The sequence below is a fragment of the Sutcliffiella deserti genome, from assembly GCF_020037475.1.
In the GTDB taxonomy this organism is placed as follows: Bacteria; Bacillota; Bacilli; order Bacillales; family Bacillaceae_I; genus Sutcliffiella_A; species Sutcliffiella_A deserti.
Genome location: NZ_JAIQDB010000016.1, coordinates 1 through 15686 on the forward strand (window position 1 = coordinate 1; position 15686 = coordinate 15686).

The following is a 15686-nucleotide window of genomic DNA, read 5'->3' on the forward strand; positions in this document are numbered from 1 at the left end:
GGGAAAGGACTTATGACTCGAGGAGCTAGCCGCTGAAGCTGAACAAACCGAAATGCGCAAGCGGCTCGCGGCACGTTTTGCTCCATTAAAAAAAGCAGCGGTACACCTAAAAAGGATGTACCGCTGCTTTTTTATATTGTTCGATTACTATACTCTTTAGTATCAACGCCACGCTGCATTAACCAGTGATACGTATCACCGCTAAGAACAAGCGGTACTCTCTGTAGATCTTGTACCGTAGTAGCACCTAGGGCGGTCATAATCCATTTGAGTTCTTGATGTATGTCTAGAATCAATTGAGAAAGCGCTCGCTCACCCTCATCTAAATAAATACGCAAGAAAAAACCAGCTATTCCTACACCAGAAGCTCCAAGCGCTATCGCTTTGGCGATATCAAATGCGCTTTGTATACCGCCCGAACCAATTACAGACACCTCAGGAACAAAATATTTTACTTCACTGATTGAACATGCTGTCGTTATACCCCAATCGTCAAAGAAGTTTAATCGATGGTCGCGACGCTCGTTTTCAATTTTAGAAAAATTAGTCCCTCCATAGCCTCCTACATCAATAGTAGTAACCCCTACTTCTCGCAATTGTCTTGCAGCTTCTTTGCTAAACCCAAAGCCGGTTTCTTTGACAATAATGGGAACAGATAAGGAGGATGCAATCTGTTCTATTCGGTGCAGTGCTCCAACAAAATCCCGATCTCCTTCAGGCATGACTAATTCCTGAATAACATTCAAGTGAATTTGCATAGCATCAGCCTCCAGCATCTCCACTGCAAGCTTCGCCTCATCCACTGTTGCTTCACTACCTAAATTCGCAAAGATTATTCCATCTGGATTTTCTTTACGCACTATTTCATATGTATAACGCTCATCTTGGTTTTTAATAGCCGACATTTGTGAACCAACAGCTAACGCAATATTACATTCTCTGGCAACGGAAGCCAAGCCTTTATTAATATTAAAGGTTTGCTCTCCACCTCCACCAGTCATTGCATTGATAAAAATAGGCGAACTTAAATCCAGTTCGCCTATTTTTGTATTCAATTTAATAGCTGAAACACTAGAGTTAGGCAAACTTTGATGAACAAACTTAACATCCTCGAATCCATGATGTTTTAATTGACCAGTTGATAAAGCATGTTTAATATGGTCCATTTTCCTTTTTGCTCTACTCACAGCATATCACCTATTGAAAATTATTTTTTAAGCTTTTTTAACTTATCACCAATCATCTCACCTAACTGAAAACCGCCGGTGTCATCAGATTGTGTGTATTGACTGTAGTCTTGGTCTTGCTCTGGCTCTTCAAGCTCTCGAATACTTAGCGAGATTCTTTGATCAGATTCGTTAATGTCCAAAATTTTCACCTGTACTTTTTCGCCCTCGGACAACACTTCTTGTGGAGTACCGATATGTCTATTGGAAATTTGAGAAATGTGAACCAGTCCTTCAACTCCAGGCAGTACTTCTACGAAAGCACCGAATGACACTAGGCGTTTCACTGTACCTTCTGTCACATCTCCATTGGAGAATTTTTCGGTTACTTGGCTCCATGGTCCAGGTAAAGTTTCTTTAATTGACAAAGAAATTCTTTCATTGTCTCTGTCGACGGAAAGCACCTTAACATTAACTTTTTGGCCCTCTTCTACTACCTCTGAAGGGTTCACTATATGTTCATATGAAAGTTGGGAAATGTGAACAAGACCGTCTACACCACCGATATCAACGAATGCGCCAAAGTCAGTAATTCGTTGTACCGTTCCTTTCAAAACTTGACCTGTTTCAATTGAGTCAAGAAGTTCGTGCTTTTTATTGTGCATTTCTTCTTCAACTACTGCTCTGTGAGAAAGGATTACACGATTTTTTTCTTTTTCTAATTCCACTACTTTAAAAGTTAAAGTCTTACCTTTATATTCTGAGAAATCATCCACAAAATAATTTTCTACCAATGATGCAGGTACAAATCCACGTACACCAAGGTCGACAACTAATCCACCTTTTACTACGTCCTTCACTTCGGCTTCGAATACTTCTTTGGATTCAAATTTTTCTTGTAAGTCTTCCCAAGCTTGATCTGCATCGACTGCTTTTTTGGAAAGCACTAAAAGTTCATCTTCTATTTTGGTAACTTTAAGCTCAAGTTCTTGACCGTCTGAAACAACGTCTGTAGCTTTTTCCACATGAAGGCTGGAAAGTTCACTGATTGGAATGATGCCATCTAACTTACTACCGTCTATAGATACAAGAACTTGCTTTTCTTCCACTTTGGTTACAATCCCAGTCACTCTAGATCCAACCTCTAAATTTTTCACTTCTACTTGATTCATGTCTTCTACCATATTATTACCTCCTCTATACAAACCCACTATTCCATTATTTATGTAAGTAACGGTAGCCGTTACGTAAATATGATGAGCATTCGGAACAACTCTCCAAAGATTCATCATAAGTACTTAACCAAAGAAGCATATTCTTGTGTAATAATTTATAAAAGATAAACCATCTATCTTTTATAGTTTAACAGACAGTTCAACTTTCGAAGAAGAAACTAATATATTTCATCAAGAAAAATATAGGTTTCTTTTATAAACTTCTAATAAAAAGAGTATTTTGTCAAGTCAAAACTCTTAAACTATTTATTTTTTTCTAAAAGCTCTTTGATCGAGTTCATAATGATTAGTGTTGCTTCTTCCGCTGAGATTTTATTGTTTCGATGTTCTTCGAAATTAATGGGTTTCCCATAAACCACCTTCAAAGATTTAAATGGTTTGTATGGGCCAATGATTGCACAGGGAATTACCACTGCATCAGATCTTAATGCAAAAAAACCCGCACCTGCTAACCCTTTCTGCAATTCTCCCGATTTACTTCTTGTTCCCTCTGGAAACAGTCCTAATACATTACCCTCTTTTAGCACTTTTAATGCACTTCTTAATGCTTCTCTGTCACTCATGCCTCTTTTTACTGGAAATGCATGTATCTTTGGTAAAATAGTCTTTAATATCGGTACCTTAAAGACCTCTTCTTTTGCCATAAAATGGACGGTTCTAGGTGCTGTGATACCTACTACAGGAGGATCGAGATTATCGATATGATTGGAACAAAGCAGGACAGGCCCATTGTTTGGCATGTTTTCTGCGCCTATAACTTTAATCCGAAAGATAGGCTTTAAGATAATACTCACAATGAATTTAGCGAATGAGTATAAAGTCATGAGTGATTAGTCCTTCCTATATCTTCTACCAAGACCATTATTCTATCCACAACTTCATTAATCGAAAGGGAAGTTGTATCTATCTCTGTTGCGTCTTTTGCTTTTATCAAAGGTGCTATCTCTCTTTCAGAATCCAATTTGTCTCTACGGGCAATTTCTTCTTTTAGTCTTTCTAGATCTGATTCGAATCCCTTGGACAGATTTTCTTCATGGCGTCTTTTCGCACGCTCTTCTACAGAAGCTAATAAGAACACTTTAACTTCTGCATCCGGCAACACATGTGTACCAATATCACGTCCATCCATCACCACTCCGCCTCTTTTGGCAAGAACTTGTTGGCGTTCTACCATTTCCTTCCTTACTACTTGATGCTTTGCCACTATAGATACTGAATTTGTTACTTCATTGGTTCTTATTTGATCTGTTACATCTTCCTGATTTACTAAAACGCGCTGCCCTTGGTTCCCTGATGTTTGTAAATCAATATCCATCCTGCTTACGAGTTTTCTCAACCCATCCTTGTCTTCTAGTTGAACATGATGGCGCATCGCTTCAAAGGTAACAGCTCTGTACATCGCACCTGTATCAATATATATATATCCTAGTTTGTCTGCTACAATCTTTGCTACCGTACTTTTTCCTGCTGCTGCCGGTCCATCGATTGCTACTGATAATTGTTGATTTTTCATAAGTCCTCCTGATTAGACAAAAATGCATTATTATTGTACTTGAAATTTTTCTAGAAAAGTCTATTTTCACCAATGAAAAAAGCAGGTTTCCCTGCAATGATTTTAAACGGTTTTCCAGTAATATTTTATCATATTCATCTGTTTTGGTCGAATGTTTCTATGTGCTCCATAATTTCCATGCCGTCAACACCTTCATAGTGAATGACCTTTGTTAGGTAAGGGGCTACTCCTGTATAAAGAATCATAGCCTGTGCCACCACAAGACAGAACAATTGAATAATAATCAATTTAATAATGACTTTTTCAAATCTTTTCATATTTTCCACTCCACTACGTTCATCACTTTCTTTTATTATGAGTGAATAATGTGGAAAATATTCTCATTACTGAATTTTTCTTAATAAGAGTTGTTGTTCAAAACAATATTTGATAATAACCTGTCTTTCAAATTCTTTAATCTGTTCAAATTGAAGAGATGCTCGTTTTCTACCATTTTGTACATTTACCACTCTGATCACCTTACTTTTCAACTTTAAATAATGTATTTCTCCACTATTTAAATGAATAACAAAGCTTGTTGAGATTGTTTCATTTTCCGGGACAGTTCTATTTGGTGGGAGATTAATGGAACTTCCTCCTGCGCTTATATCATGTGTTAAGGTAGTAAAGGAAGGAAAATCAACCGATATAGGATGCACTGCAACATCGACACTGCTTTCAACTCTCACATATTCTCTTCTTTGTATTTTTATTAAATTATTATGGCCGGGGTAGGAGAATTGGATCATTGGGATGGATTGCATTACTCTCCCTAGTACTTCACTATCAAAACAATAAGCAATTCCTTCCTCTGTTACGAAAGAAACTTTAACTTGGGTACCATTTAATATATATGTAGTCTTGCCATTCTTAATATGGATGGGATAATCAACGTAAAGATCATTTTCTTTTATTTCCTGTATTTTGCATCTATATTTATCTTCACCTTCATGCATCTGAAGGGTTAAAGTCATTCCTGCTTTCAACATAATAATCGCCCCCCTTACAACCACGAGTCTTTCTCTCTTTTTTTACCATTCCTTATAATTAAACCATGTAAATAAAAAAAGGAAAAGCTGAATTTTCGCTTTTCCTCAGTTTTCTTCATTTATGTCTGTTTTCTGATTGATTGTTGCTTTACAATCGTTGCTGTCGTGCTCTTTCCTGTTAAATTACAAATCACTCTTAATCTTGATTGAACAGGACAGTGAAAAATCCAAATGCCGATTTTTTACTGGCTTACAGAACCACTCTTTAAGAAAAGTGCCTTAAAAATTGTAAAGCTCTTCAGGATTTTTTAATTTATCTACTTTTTCTTCTCGACCGTTTTCTGCATTAATAAAGATTTGATATGTGTCTTCATTAATTGTTCCTAAAAATTCATAACATAGCACTTCTTCTCCAACGTCATTTTCAATAACAGCTAGACGGTCTTCCATGATTTTAACATTTCCATTGATAGACTCTTTTGCTTCTTCTTTGGATATACCCGGTTCAGGAATTTCTCTTGACTTATGGGACATAAGATAGTCTTTAGAAGAAAACCCTATCATCTCCCCAGTATCCAAGCTGACTTTCATCTTAATAGCGTCTGGGTAGATTCTCACGCCGTCTTTATCAGAGACAAAGGTGAAAATTCCTACTTTATTGTATTCCACGCTTTCATAGAGATCTAAGCTCTCATATTTGTTCTCCTTTAAAAACGTTCTAGCTTTTTCCGTTGCTTCATTTAGGCTGATATTCTTTTCTTTCGCTTCTTTGTTTTGCACAATGTAGATTGGAATTCCACCTTTTTTGGTTATATCCATATACGTATCAACCTGGTTTTTATCTACAATTTTCAAGCTATAGAAGCCATAGCTTGAACCTTCCCCATTTTCAGTAATTGTAATTTCTTCATCACCTTCAAGGTCAAGATATCTATCGGCTATTTGCTTTGCTTCTTCTTTAGATATTTTCTTTCCCGAGAGATTACTGAAATCTTTATCCTTGTGAGTAATAAAAGTTGGTCCAAATTCTGTTTCCTCATAGCCCTCTACATCTTTTTCTACTGTTTTGAATCCATTAATTATCGTATTATCCTGCGGCTGGTCCTTGGCGGATAAAGCAACCTCTACATCCATCCATCTAAGATTCTCTGCGATTACCATACTCTGAACCTTCCGCAACTCTTTTTGAACTTCACCAGATTTTGCATATAAATTTTGCAGCGTCTCGTATTCTTTTGTTGACAAAGGGTTTTTATCCAAATCACGAATGGCAACCTGATAAGTATAGTCACCAATATTAGATAAAAACTCCTCTGTTTTATTAAAAGGTAGCAGCGTTAAAGGTAGTTGGCCCACATCATTTTGCGCTTCAGATGTTATTCTCCAAACCTCTGCAAAAGATGGAGACAACTGCTCTTTTGAACTCATTGCTAAAGTGGTACCAATTTTGTCATGCAACAGATCCACATGATAAACAAGGTCATGAAAGGAACGCTGATAGTTGTTTTCCGCATTTATCAGGATGGCATTTTTATCTTGATGCTCTTGGTAACCCCAATAGCCAGTTCCAACTACAGCAACCGTTAGTACAGCTATAATGATCATTCTCAACATAATTTTCCACCTCTTTTAGTCACAGAAAACGTGTTTTCCGATCCTTTTTATTTGGGGACGTCCCCATATCCAACCACTAGTAGCAGTATCAGGATTAAAATAATAGGTAGCTCCTTCTGAAGGGTCCATGCCATTAATTGCATCTACAACAGCTCTTTTTGCAGTCTCATTTGGCGTTAACCATATTTGTCCGTCTGCTACTGCGGTAAAAGCCAATGGTTCAAAAATCACGCCAGAAACCGTATTAGGGAAGGTGGGACTGTTTAGTCGATTCAAGATAACGGCAGCAACTGCGATTTGACCTTCATAAGGTTCTCCTCGAGCTTCTCCATATACCGCATTGGCCATTAATTGAATATCATTATCCGAAAATCCCCCTGGCATATTGGTAGATGTTTGCTGTTCTTCTTCTGACTCTTCTTCCGGTGCCGGTTCTGCCGGTTCCTCTTGGGGTGCTGGAGGATCAGCAGGTTGTTCTTGTGGCGCAGGTTGTTGCTCTTGTTGTGGTGTTGGTCCCGGCTCTGCTGGCTGCTCTGGAGCCTGCGGAGTCGGCGCTTGCTCCGTTGGCTGTTTTTGAGGTGCCGGTTGTTGATATTGAGGTTTTGCTTTTTCCCACTGAGAAGCAGCCCTTTGCTTAGCCTTTTCTACTGTTGCGGGAGAAGGCTCCACTTGGTATTTCAATTCCATTCCGCCATAGTGAGTGAACCGCTTACCGCTATTAATTTGTTGGTGCACCCAATCTTTATAAAACTTGGTGCTTTTATTCAACATATCTTTTGTTTTTGGTCCTACTAAACCATCAACATCGTCTAATCCGAATTCCTGTTGAAAATTCTTCACTGCCCAGTAAGTCGTCCACCCATACACACCATCAATTCTTGATTGATAATACCCGTTGTATTGAAGACGCGCTTGCAGCTCAACGACATCATTTCCAGTGGCACCTTTTTGAATAACTTGTTCTGAAAAGGCATTTACACTAGTGTGGTTTATCGTTAAGAGCATACTTGTGCAGAAAAGAAACATACATGAAATTTTAAGGAACTTTTTCACCTTACATTTCCTCCTTTAACTACTTTAAACATTTTGTTACATGTATTTTCTGTAGATGTTGGCATTTTATACAGTTTGTTGGTAAGAAAATAATTATTCCATGAAATGATTTTGCATAGAGTGCGTGATGTTTAGCGTCCTTCCCTGTTGCTTTCCGGTTCAAGTGTTCGCTTTCCGCGGGCCGGTGCGGTAGCCTATTCGGCTTACGTCTGTCGGGTCTCTCGTCTACCGCTACCTCCCCCCGGAGTCTCACACCTTTCACTTCAGTTCACAGGGGGGCATTTTGGCGAAAACGTTTTTACTAAAGGGCTAAAGCCAAAAAAAAAGCTTATAAGGAATGAGTTCCTTATAAGCTAAATTACTGCTGTATTCGCTTGTTTGACTTTCCGTAAACCCAACCACCAAAGGAATATCATAAATGGAACCATGTAAAAACCCCAATGCTTCTGCGTTAAAATAATTACATCATATGTACCATGCAGTAAAAACGGAATTAGTAAAGAAAGGATCAACCAAAGTCTCCGTTTTCTTTGATAGAAGGAAAATTTTCCTTTACCTAGATAAAAACCCATTATTACGCCGAATAACGCATGACTTGATACAGGAAGAACGGCCCTCCCTACTGCAAGTTCTACTCCGTTTGCAACGAGAAAAAGAATATTCTCAGCTGTAGCAAAGCCGAGAGAAACAGAAACTCCATACACAATCCCTTCGTAGTGAGTTTTAAAGTGGATATTATGAAGCACAAGATAGATAAGTATAAACCATTTGAAAAACTCTTCTAGTAGCCCTGAAAGTAAAAAGGCCTTTATAAAGTGGGAAGTTACTCCAAGTTCCAACTGAATCACGTATTGAATAAACATTAGTGGAAAAACGAGCAATGCCCCAAACATAAATATTTTAAATACAAACGATATTATTGGTTCTTTCTGAAATTTATCTCTTAAATAAAAATAAGACAATAACGCTAAACCTGGCGCAATCCCTGCGGATACGATTGCTAGCATAAGAAAGCCTCGTTTCAAACTGTTTTTTTTTATCGTATCATGTTATCGTAATTAAGGAAATGATAGATTAAGGATTTATTTGGATTAATTTGTAATAATAATGAGGTGAAAATAATATGAAAAAAAAGATTTTACTCTTGCATACTGGTGGAACCATTTCCATGTCAGAAGACGAACAAACTGGGGAAGTGTCACCTGGAGACAAAAACCCTCTTGCTTCCACACCCTTAGTGGAGGATCCTACTTTAACAATAGATGGGGTTGAACTGTTTAATCTACCTTCTCCACATATTACCCCAAAGCATATGTTGGAACTTACTAACTTCATCGATCAGCAAGTAAAAAACAATACATACGATGGAGTTGTTGTAACTCATGGTACAGACACACTGGAAGAAACAGCATTTTTTCTCGACCTAACTGTTCAGACAAAAGTACCTATCGTAATAACCGGTGCAATGCGGTCCAGTAATGAAATAGGATCTGATGGTCCATATAATCTTTTATCTTCGGTAAAGGTTGCAGCCAGTAAAGAGGCGCAAGGTAAAGGAGTTCTCGTGGTTCTAAACGACGAGATTCATACCGCAAAGAACGTAACAAAAACTCATACAAGCAATATTGCAACCTTTCAAAGTCCTCAATATGGACCAATTGGAATTGTAACTAAACGCGGTGCATCATTTCATCACTCTCCAGTCACAGACGATAAATATACGATAAGTTCCGTCTCCAAGAACGTTATGCTTTTAAAGGCATATGCAGGGATGGATTCAGCTATTTTTTACCTGTTTAAGCAGATGGAAGTGGATGGCGTTGTGATTGAAGCATTAGGACAAGGCAACCTACCTCCAACAACATTAAAGGGGATTAAAGCTCTCACCGAATCCAATATACCAGTTGTCCTTGTTTCGCGCTGCTTTAATGGGATAGTACAGGACATTTATGGCTATGAGGGTGGAGGAAGACATCTAAAACAATTTGGTGTTATCTTTTCTAATGGTTTGAATGGACAAAAAGCAAGAATTAAATTAATGGTCGTCCTGGAAACCACTAACGATATCGAGAAAATTCAATCTTTGTTTTTAAGATAGAAAAAGGTCGCTCGTTTATGAGCGACCTTTTAATTTGATATAATCTGCAATAAGGCCACCGTGGAATCGACCATTTTCAATAAATATTTCGTTGGCATTATTTCCTGCCGCAATAACTCCTGCGATAAAAATACCATCTATGTTAGTTTCCATTGTTTCTGGGTTAAAAGAGGGCCGCCCCGATTCTTCATCAATCGCAACTCCCATTTTGGTAAGGAATCGGTGGTCTGGATGGTAACCGATCATTGCAAACACATAATCATTCTCTAAAGTTTCTTCTTTCCCACTCTTATCCCTATATGTGATTGTATCTTCCGTTATTTTCGTTACAGTGGCTTCAAATACCATGTTTATCGTCCCATTTCTTACTAAAGCCTCAAATTCAGGAAGAATCCATGGCTTTATGCTAGGTGAGTAGGCATTACCACGATAAAGAACTGTCACACGGGCATCTGCCTTTACTAATTCAAGTGCAGCATCAACACTTGAATTCTTGCCTCCAATAACAGCAACATTCTTTTGGAAGTAAGGATGGCCTTCTTTAAAATAATGAGAAACTTTTTCTAAATTCCCCCCAGGAACACCTAGCTTATTATGGTTATCATAATATCCGGTTGCTATGACAACATATGGGGTACAATAGCTTTCTTTAGAAGTATGTACAATAAAGGTGCCATCTTCCTGTTTATCGACTGAGATTACATTTTCGAATGAATTTACTTCAACGTTTTTTCTTTTGACTACTTCCCTGTAATAGTTTAGCGCTTGAATTCTTACCGGTTTACGGTTTTCTGTAATGAAAGGAACCTCTCCTATTTCCAATTTCTCACTTGAGCTGAAAAAGGTTTGGTGGGTAGGGTAATGATAAATTGCATTTACTATATTTCCTTTTTCAATCACGAGCGGGGAAAGTCCGATATTCTGAATGGCTATTGCTGCAGAAAGCCCACACGGACCTCCACCTACTATGATGGCATCTCTGTTTATCACGGTTGCTTCAACTCCGTACAACTTTTTTTGGCCTTTAAAGTGCCTTTACTAGAGAAAAAAATCCCCTACACTAATGATAGGGGATTCCTTATGGATGTGCAAATATTAAATCCAGCCTCTAAAGCGAGAAGCTTCCGCCATCTTACGAGTACCAACCATGTAAGCCGCTAGTCTCATATCCACACGACGATTTTGAGAAGTTTCATAAACGGTATTGAATGACTTTACCATTACTTTTTCCAATTTCTCTTCCACTTCTTCTTCGGTCCAGTAATACCCTTGGTTATTCTGCACCCATTCAAAATAAGAAACGGTAACGCCGCCAGCACTAGCAAGGACATCCGGCACCAATAGAATTCCACGTTCCGTTAAGATTTGTGTACCTTGAATTGTTGTTGGGCCATTAGCAGCCTCTACAACAATTTTCGCTCGAATATTATGGGCGTTTTCTTCGGTTATTTGGTTTTCTATTGCAGCAGGTACAAGAATATCACATTCTAGTTCCAATAACTCTTTATTTGTAATTGTGTTATTGAACAATTTTGTAACGGTACCAAAGCTGTCACGACGATCTAATAAGTAATCTATATCCAGACCTTTTGGATCATATAAACCACCGTAGGCGTCAGAGATACCAACCACAACTGCTCCAGCATCATGCATGAATTTAGCTAGATAGCTTCCTGCATTCCCGAACCCTTGTACAACTACTTTTGCTCCCTGTAACTCGATTCCGCATTTTTTTGCAGCCTCGTGTATGCAGATTGTTACTCCTTTGGCTGTTGCCGATTCCCTTCCATGAGAACCACCAAGCACAAGCGGCTTTCCTGTAATAAAGCCTGGAGAGTTAAATTCATCGATTCTGCTGTACTCATCCATCATCCATGCCATAATCTGAGAATTCGTGAATACGTCTGGCGCTGGAATGTCTTTAGTTGGTCCCACAATCTGGCTGATTGCTCGAACATAACCTCGACTAAGTCTTTCTAATTCTCTAAATGACATTTCTCGGGGGTCACATACAATCCCACCTTTTCCTCCACCATACGGAAGGTCTACAATTCCACATTTTAAACTCATCCAGATAGATAGAGCTTTTACTTCTTTTTCTGTTACATTAGGATGGAACCGTATGCCACCCTTAGTTGGTCCCACAGAATCATTATGTTGAGCACGGTATCCAGTGAAAATTTTCACGGATCCATCATCCATTCGGACTGGAATTTTCACGGTTAACATGCGTAAAGGTTCTTTTAAGAGCTCGTATACTTCCTCAGGATACCCTAATCTTTCTAAGGCTTTATGTATCACTATTTGAGTTGATTTTAATACATCTAACTTGTCTTCTTTATTAGTCTGCTCATTGCTTTTCTCGGCTACCATAAGTAAACCTCCTAGATTGTTTCACTTAAAATTTATCAAAGTCCATCTTCATGACATAGTATACACCTTCCATACAGTTATGCAAAGATGGAAAATTATATTTTTCTAAAAAAATGAAACCGTTTACAATAAATTCATAAAATTAAAAACAGCCTAATCTACTAAATCCTGCAGATCAGGCTGGCCCTCATTTGAAATACGTATTTAATTGGTTGATCGCATTTTTTTCCATTATTATCTTCCCATACTCTTGCACACGATGAGTTGTTATAGTTGAAGGAAAGCCATATTCGGATAATAAGGCAATTAAGGTATCTACGTTAACACTTGCAGACACCTCTTCCTCTAATAATAAATAAAATACCTGGCGATGAGAGTAGATAGTCCCACTATTCACATTCAATATTTCTAGCCGTTTAGCTAAATCAATTAGATGATCAAATGAGTGAAATTCGTAAAATAATTCTGTGCTTTCATCAACAGTAACCTGCATTTCTATATATTCGTCAGTGAATTCTTCCTCAGATAGTTCTTCTTCTGTGCATGTGACAATGACAACCATTCCTTGTGCTTGCAGCGCATACACCTCCACCGCTAAGGAACCGTTCACCTCAAAGTTCAACTCGTCGCTCGCTTCATCAATCATATCTCGAAATAGCTGATGAACCTTTAGCGAGTCTTTCCATAAATCCTCCTTTGTTAGCCCTCTATCTTCAAGGTCATCGAAAGTGAGGAATATCTTGATTTTATTATAGTTAATTCGTTCCAGACGCATGAAAGACTCCTCCCAACCTTTACACCCTACTACTTCATTCATTTTATGATTAAAGGTGCTAGTTGGTTCTTTAGGTTACACCGTAGACTAAAGGTAATTGTCTAATATTAAGTCAATATTTAAGATAATTTAACTGAATCTTACTCCCACAACTAAATCTATGCCTTCTCAACAAGATGATTTCTTAACCAATGTTCCCAATCTTTCATTGTACTTCCTATGAGGTTTTCTCTAAATGCTTCCTTTTTAGCTTCCGGCATTCTGTCAATGGCTGAACCACCCACACCAATAATTAAATTGGGATGAAGATTTCGAAGTTGTGTAACGAGATCCAATGTTTTTGAAAGATTGATGGAAAGGGTACATGATAAAAAAAGAAATTTAGGTTTGACTTCGTTTAATACAACATGTATATCTCCATCAGCGATACTTGCACCAAGATAGATGGTCTCAAAACCTTTTCTGCGAACGAATAATGTATAAATAAGCAACCCTAGTTCATGCCATTCTCCTGGACCGCAAACGGAAACAGTCTTAGGTAAAAACCCATTAACGGGAAGCCCGTGTAATATCATTCCGATTCTTGAACGAAGAAATGCTGTGGCAAAATGTTCATGAGCACTCGTTATCTCTCCATTCTCCCATTGTGATCCAATTTTAACCAAAAGCGTCCCTAATATATCTATTAAAACCTTTTCTACTGAGAAAAGGCTAAATATTTCATCCATTATTTCATGCGCTTGCCCTTCGTCAAACTCCATGAGCGCCTTTAATAATTGGTCCAACAATTGTTGGGACAGATCGCCATCTTTATCAGTTTGACTATCGGATGATTCCAATAAAGTATGATTGCTTTTTTCTAAAAGGGCTACTGCTTGACTAATTGTAAATCCTTTATTGATTTTCTGGCTGAGCCATTTAAGTATTTTGATATGTTCTTCTGTATATAGACGATGCCCTGATTCATTTCTAACAGGAGCAATCATTTGGTATCTTCTTTCCCATGCTCTTAATGTACCGGGCTGAATGCCTAGCATAGTTGAAGCGGCTTTAATATTGTATTTACCCTCATTATTTGTCATACAAATCCCTTTCTCTCCTAACAAAATACATAGTTGCATTATATATGAGTAAATTGGACGTGTAAACTTTGTATAGGTTTTGGAGAAGCACGCTTTCCATCAATGACCCGTTATTGTTAAAAGATGTACCTCTGGGGGAGCACCTAGCCTTAAAGGGATTAATGATGTACCAAACCCATTACTGACTAACAAGGTCGTATGGCTTAAATGTTGAATAGAGCCTTTTTCATGTGGTCCATAACCAAATATTCGAATCTGCCCTCCGTGGGTATGCCCACTTAGTACAAGACTGATCTGTTGATGGGCGGAGAATTTCTCAACTATTTTGGGACCATGGCTGACGAGTATTTTAAAGCTGTCAGATGTTGTATCCCCAAGCGCTAAATCTAGGCGGTCCCGCTCATGTATCATGTCATCCACCCCAACAATTTCCAACATTTCTTTTTTTTCCGATTCAAATTTATAAGCTGTATTGTCTAAAATTTTCACACCACTATGTAATAAAAGAGAATCAAGTTCATGATAGTCAACTTCGTAATCATTATTGCCCCATACAAAAAAAACAAGACCAAGCTTTTTTAATGTTTCTATATTTTGTTCCACTTGTTTTAAGGAGACACCTTTTTCTACAAGATCTCCACCAATAATTACAAAATCCACTTTGTTAATCAGAGGCTGGATAAATTCCTCTGTGACTCTTCTACGATGAATATCAGAAATAAAAAAGATCCTGACTTTCCCAAAGCTTTTCGGAAACTCTTCAAAGGCTAAAGTTTGCTCTTTAATATTTTGCTGTTTTGCTTCCATAAACATATAAAGCAGTAATATCATTCCACTTATTACCACCGCTCCACCTACATACCAAATAATCAAACCCACAACTCCCTCTCTTTTTTCGCTTAATACGTACAAGTTAAAGTATATTATTATGTTTACATATTCCTAACTAATCGCAAGAACTAAAACGTACACTTGAAAAAACTAAGGGACAAGGAGTTAAACTAGACCCTACCTATTTTAGGGTATATTACTTTACCCATTTAATACTTGTCCACTAACCTATTCGCACGATAAAAAAAGACCCTAAGCAGGCCTCACTTTGATTCATGATAAAGATTAATATCAAACTCCCTTTTCATCATTTCAAACACCAGATGGCGCTGCTTCCACTCCTCTGGCTGAGCCCAAAAATCATCACTTCGCTTTACCATCTCTTTCCTTAAGTCATGATATTCTTTTTCTGCTTTTTCCTTTTTGTATAGTAGATATTTTACCATGCCAAGCTGAAAAGCAATAAACATGACGACCGGCAAATGAATGGGACGATTAAAAAAGTAACCAAACATATCGGAATAGGAGGAAGAATTCAACATAATAAAATAATAAATGTACACTAAGAAAAGACCGAAAGTAAAAAATGTTGAAAGTCTCCAGAGCCATTCTCTTCTTTTAAACTGATCAAACTTCTTTTTTTTACCTACCAATAATTGGAGTGTCCTTTTAGTAGCATCATCGGTGTGCTTATCCAATACTTCAATAACCGGTTCCAATACTATCACCTCAGACCTTTTCTGTTTACATATGCAATTTTTAGATAAAGGATGTAAGTACGTAATATACCTGACTTGATTACCAAAATTGGGAAACTATTCGCAACTGAGAGACGAAAAGCAAGATAACAAGGGTAACGCAGAATATAACAACCTACTCTAGAAGCAACCACCTCTGCGATATTATCCTAATCTATAA

The 15686-nt window shown here is 37.8% G+C and carries 16 protein-coding genes; 1 reads left to right on the plus strand and 15 read right to left on the minus strand.

Annotation, left to right across the window (positions count from 1 at the left end):
• Window positions 1–131 precede the first annotated feature (131 nt).
• The 9 genes from fni to prsW all read right to left on the minus strand — a co-directional run bounded on the left by fni (window position 132) and on the right by prsW (window position 8616).
• Window positions 132–1187, minus strand: coding sequence for a type 2 isopentenyl-diphosphate Delta-isomerase (fni, locus tag K9B36_RS16260; RefSeq protein ID WP_223703478.1), 1056 nt, complete (start codon window positions 1185–1187; stop codon window positions 132–134).
• Between the two features lie 20 nt (window positions 1188–1207).
• Entirely contained in the window at window positions 1208–2350 is a 1143-nt protein-coding gene (rpsA, locus tag K9B36_RS16265; RefSeq protein WP_223703480.1) for a 30S ribosomal protein S1, read from the minus strand.
• A 293-nt stretch (window positions 2351–2643) separates the two neighbouring features.
• Window positions 2644–3225 (minus strand): lysophospholipid acyltransferase family protein, encoded by a 582-nt coding sequence (locus tag K9B36_RS16270; RefSeq protein WP_223703482.1) that lies wholly within the window; start codon window positions 3223–3225, stop codon window positions 2644–2646.
• Window positions 3222–3914, minus strand: a complete 693-nt coding sequence (gene cmk, locus K9B36_RS16275) for a (d)CMP kinase (protein WP_223703484.1) — start codon at window positions 3912–3914, stop codon at window positions 3222–3224. The genes K9B36_RS16270 and cmk overlap by 4 nt, the downstream gene beginning before the upstream one ends.
• A gap of 134 nt (window positions 3915–4048) precedes the next feature.
• Window positions 4049–4231, minus strand: a complete 183-nt coding sequence (locus tag K9B36_RS16280) for a YpfB family protein (protein ID WP_223703485.1) — start codon at window positions 4229–4231, stop codon at window positions 4049–4051.
• A 66-nt stretch (window positions 4232–4297) separates the two neighbouring features.
• Window positions 4298–4942 (minus strand): flagellar brake protein, encoded by a 645-nt coding sequence (locus tag K9B36_RS16285; RefSeq protein WP_223703487.1) that lies wholly within the window; start codon window positions 4940–4942, stop codon window positions 4298–4300.
• Between the two features lie 279 nt (window positions 4943–5221).
• The gene (ypeB, locus tag K9B36_RS16290; protein ID WP_223703489.1) at window positions 5222–6556 is read right to left on the minus strand and encodes a germination protein YpeB; all 1335 of its coding nucleotides are present in this window, start codon (window positions 6554–6556) and stop codon (window positions 5222–5224) included.
• A 15-nt stretch (window positions 6557–6571) separates the two neighbouring features.
• On the minus strand, window positions 6572–7582 hold the full coding sequence (gene sleB, locus K9B36_RS16295; protein WP_223703528.1) for a spore cortex-lytic enzyme: 1011 nt from the start codon (window positions 7580–7582) through the stop codon (window positions 6572–6574).
• Window positions 7583–7962: 380 nt separating this feature from the next.
• Window positions 7963–8616 carry a glutamic-type intramembrane protease PrsW gene (prsW, locus tag K9B36_RS16300; protein WP_223703490.1) on the minus strand — a complete coding sequence of 218 codons (654 nt, stop codon included), beginning with the start codon at window positions 8614–8616 and terminating at the stop codon, window positions 7963–7965.
• A 116-nt stretch (window positions 8617–8732) separates the two neighbouring features.
• Here prsW and K9B36_RS16305 point away from each other — a divergent pair, with 116 nt between their 5' ends.
• Window positions 8733–9707: an asparaginase gene (locus tag K9B36_RS16305; RefSeq protein WP_223703492.1), complete on the plus strand. Its 975-nt coding sequence runs from the start codon at window positions 8733–8735 to the stop codon at window positions 9705–9707.
• A gap of 15 nt (window positions 9708–9722) precedes the next feature.
• Here K9B36_RS16305 and K9B36_RS16310 read toward each other — a convergent pair whose 3' ends face one another.
• From K9B36_RS16310 to K9B36_RS16335, 6 genes are all read right to left on the minus strand, one after another.
• On the minus strand, window positions 9723–10697 hold the full coding sequence (locus tag K9B36_RS16310; RefSeq protein ID WP_223703494.1) for a YpdA family putative bacillithiol disulfide reductase: 975 nt from the start codon (window positions 10695–10697) through the stop codon (window positions 9723–9725).
• Window positions 10698–10802: 105 nt separating this feature from the next.
• Window positions 10803–12080: a Glu/Leu/Phe/Val family dehydrogenase gene (locus K9B36_RS16315; protein WP_223703496.1), complete on the minus strand. Its 1278-nt coding sequence runs from the start codon at window positions 12078–12080 to the stop codon at window positions 10803–10805.
• 187 nt (window positions 12081–12267) lie between these two features.
• A complete protein-coding gene (locus tag K9B36_RS16320; protein ID WP_223703498.1) occupies window positions 12268–12855 on the minus strand; it encodes a genetic competence negative regulator in 588 nt (195 codons plus the stop codon).
• Between the two features lie 158 nt (window positions 12856–13013).
• Entirely contained in the window at window positions 13014–13937 is a 924-nt protein-coding gene (locus tag K9B36_RS16325; RefSeq protein ID WP_223703499.1) for a MerR family transcriptional regulator, read from the minus strand.
• Window positions 13938–14036: 99 nt separating this feature from the next.
• Window positions 14037–14807, minus strand: a complete 771-nt coding sequence (locus K9B36_RS16330) for a metallophosphoesterase (protein WP_223703529.1) — start codon at window positions 14805–14807, stop codon at window positions 14037–14039.
• Window positions 14808–15031: 224 nt separating this feature from the next.
• Window positions 15032–15496: a DUF2663 family protein gene (locus K9B36_RS16335; RefSeq protein WP_223703501.1), complete on the minus strand. Its 465-nt coding sequence runs from the start codon at window positions 15494–15496 to the stop codon at window positions 15032–15034.
• Between the last annotated feature and the right edge of the window lie 190 nt (window positions 15497–15686).

Coding starts and splice junctions, on each gene's coding strand:
- rpsA (WP_223703480.1), bottom strand. CDS start 2,350: ATGGTAGAAGACATGAATCAAGTAGAAGTGAAAAATTTAGAGGTTGGA.
- K9B36_RS16270 (WP_223703482.1), bottom strand. CDS start 3,225: ATGACTTTATACTCATTCGCTAAATTCATTGTGAGTATTATCTTAAAG.
- cmk (WP_223703484.1), bottom strand. CDS start 3,914: ATGAAAAATCAACAATTATCAGTAGCAATCGATGGACCGGCAGCAGCA.
- K9B36_RS16280 (WP_223703485.1), bottom strand. CDS start 4,231: ATGAAAAGATTTGAAAAAGTCATTATTAAATTGATTATTATTCAATTG.
- K9B36_RS16285 (WP_223703487.1), bottom strand. CDS start 4,942: ATGTTGAAAGCAGGAATGACTTTAACCCTTCAGATGCATGAAGGTGAA.
- ypeB (WP_223703489.1), bottom strand. CDS start 6,556: ATGTTGAGAATGATCATTATAGCTGTACTAACGGTTGCTGTAGTTGGA.
- sleB (WP_223703528.1), bottom strand. CDS start 7,582: ATGTTTCTTTTCTGCACAAGTATGCTCTTAACGATAAACCACACTAGT.
- prsW (WP_223703490.1), bottom strand. CDS start 8,616: ATGCTAGCAATCGTATCCGCAGGGATTGCGCCAGGTTTAGCGTTATTG.
- K9B36_RS16305 (WP_223703492.1), top strand. CDS start 8,733: ATGAAAAAAAAGATTTTACTCTTGCATACTGGTGGAACCATTTCCATG.
- K9B36_RS16315 (WP_223703496.1), bottom strand. CDS start 12,080: ATGGTAGCCGAGAAAAGCAATGAGCAGACTAATAAAGAAGACAAGTTA.
- K9B36_RS16320 (WP_223703498.1), bottom strand. CDS start 12,855: ATGCGTCTGGAACGAATTAACTATAATAAAATCAAGATATTCCTCACT.
- K9B36_RS16325 (WP_223703499.1), bottom strand. CDS start 13,937: ATGACAAATAATGAGGGTAAATACAATATTAAAGCCGCTTCAACTATG.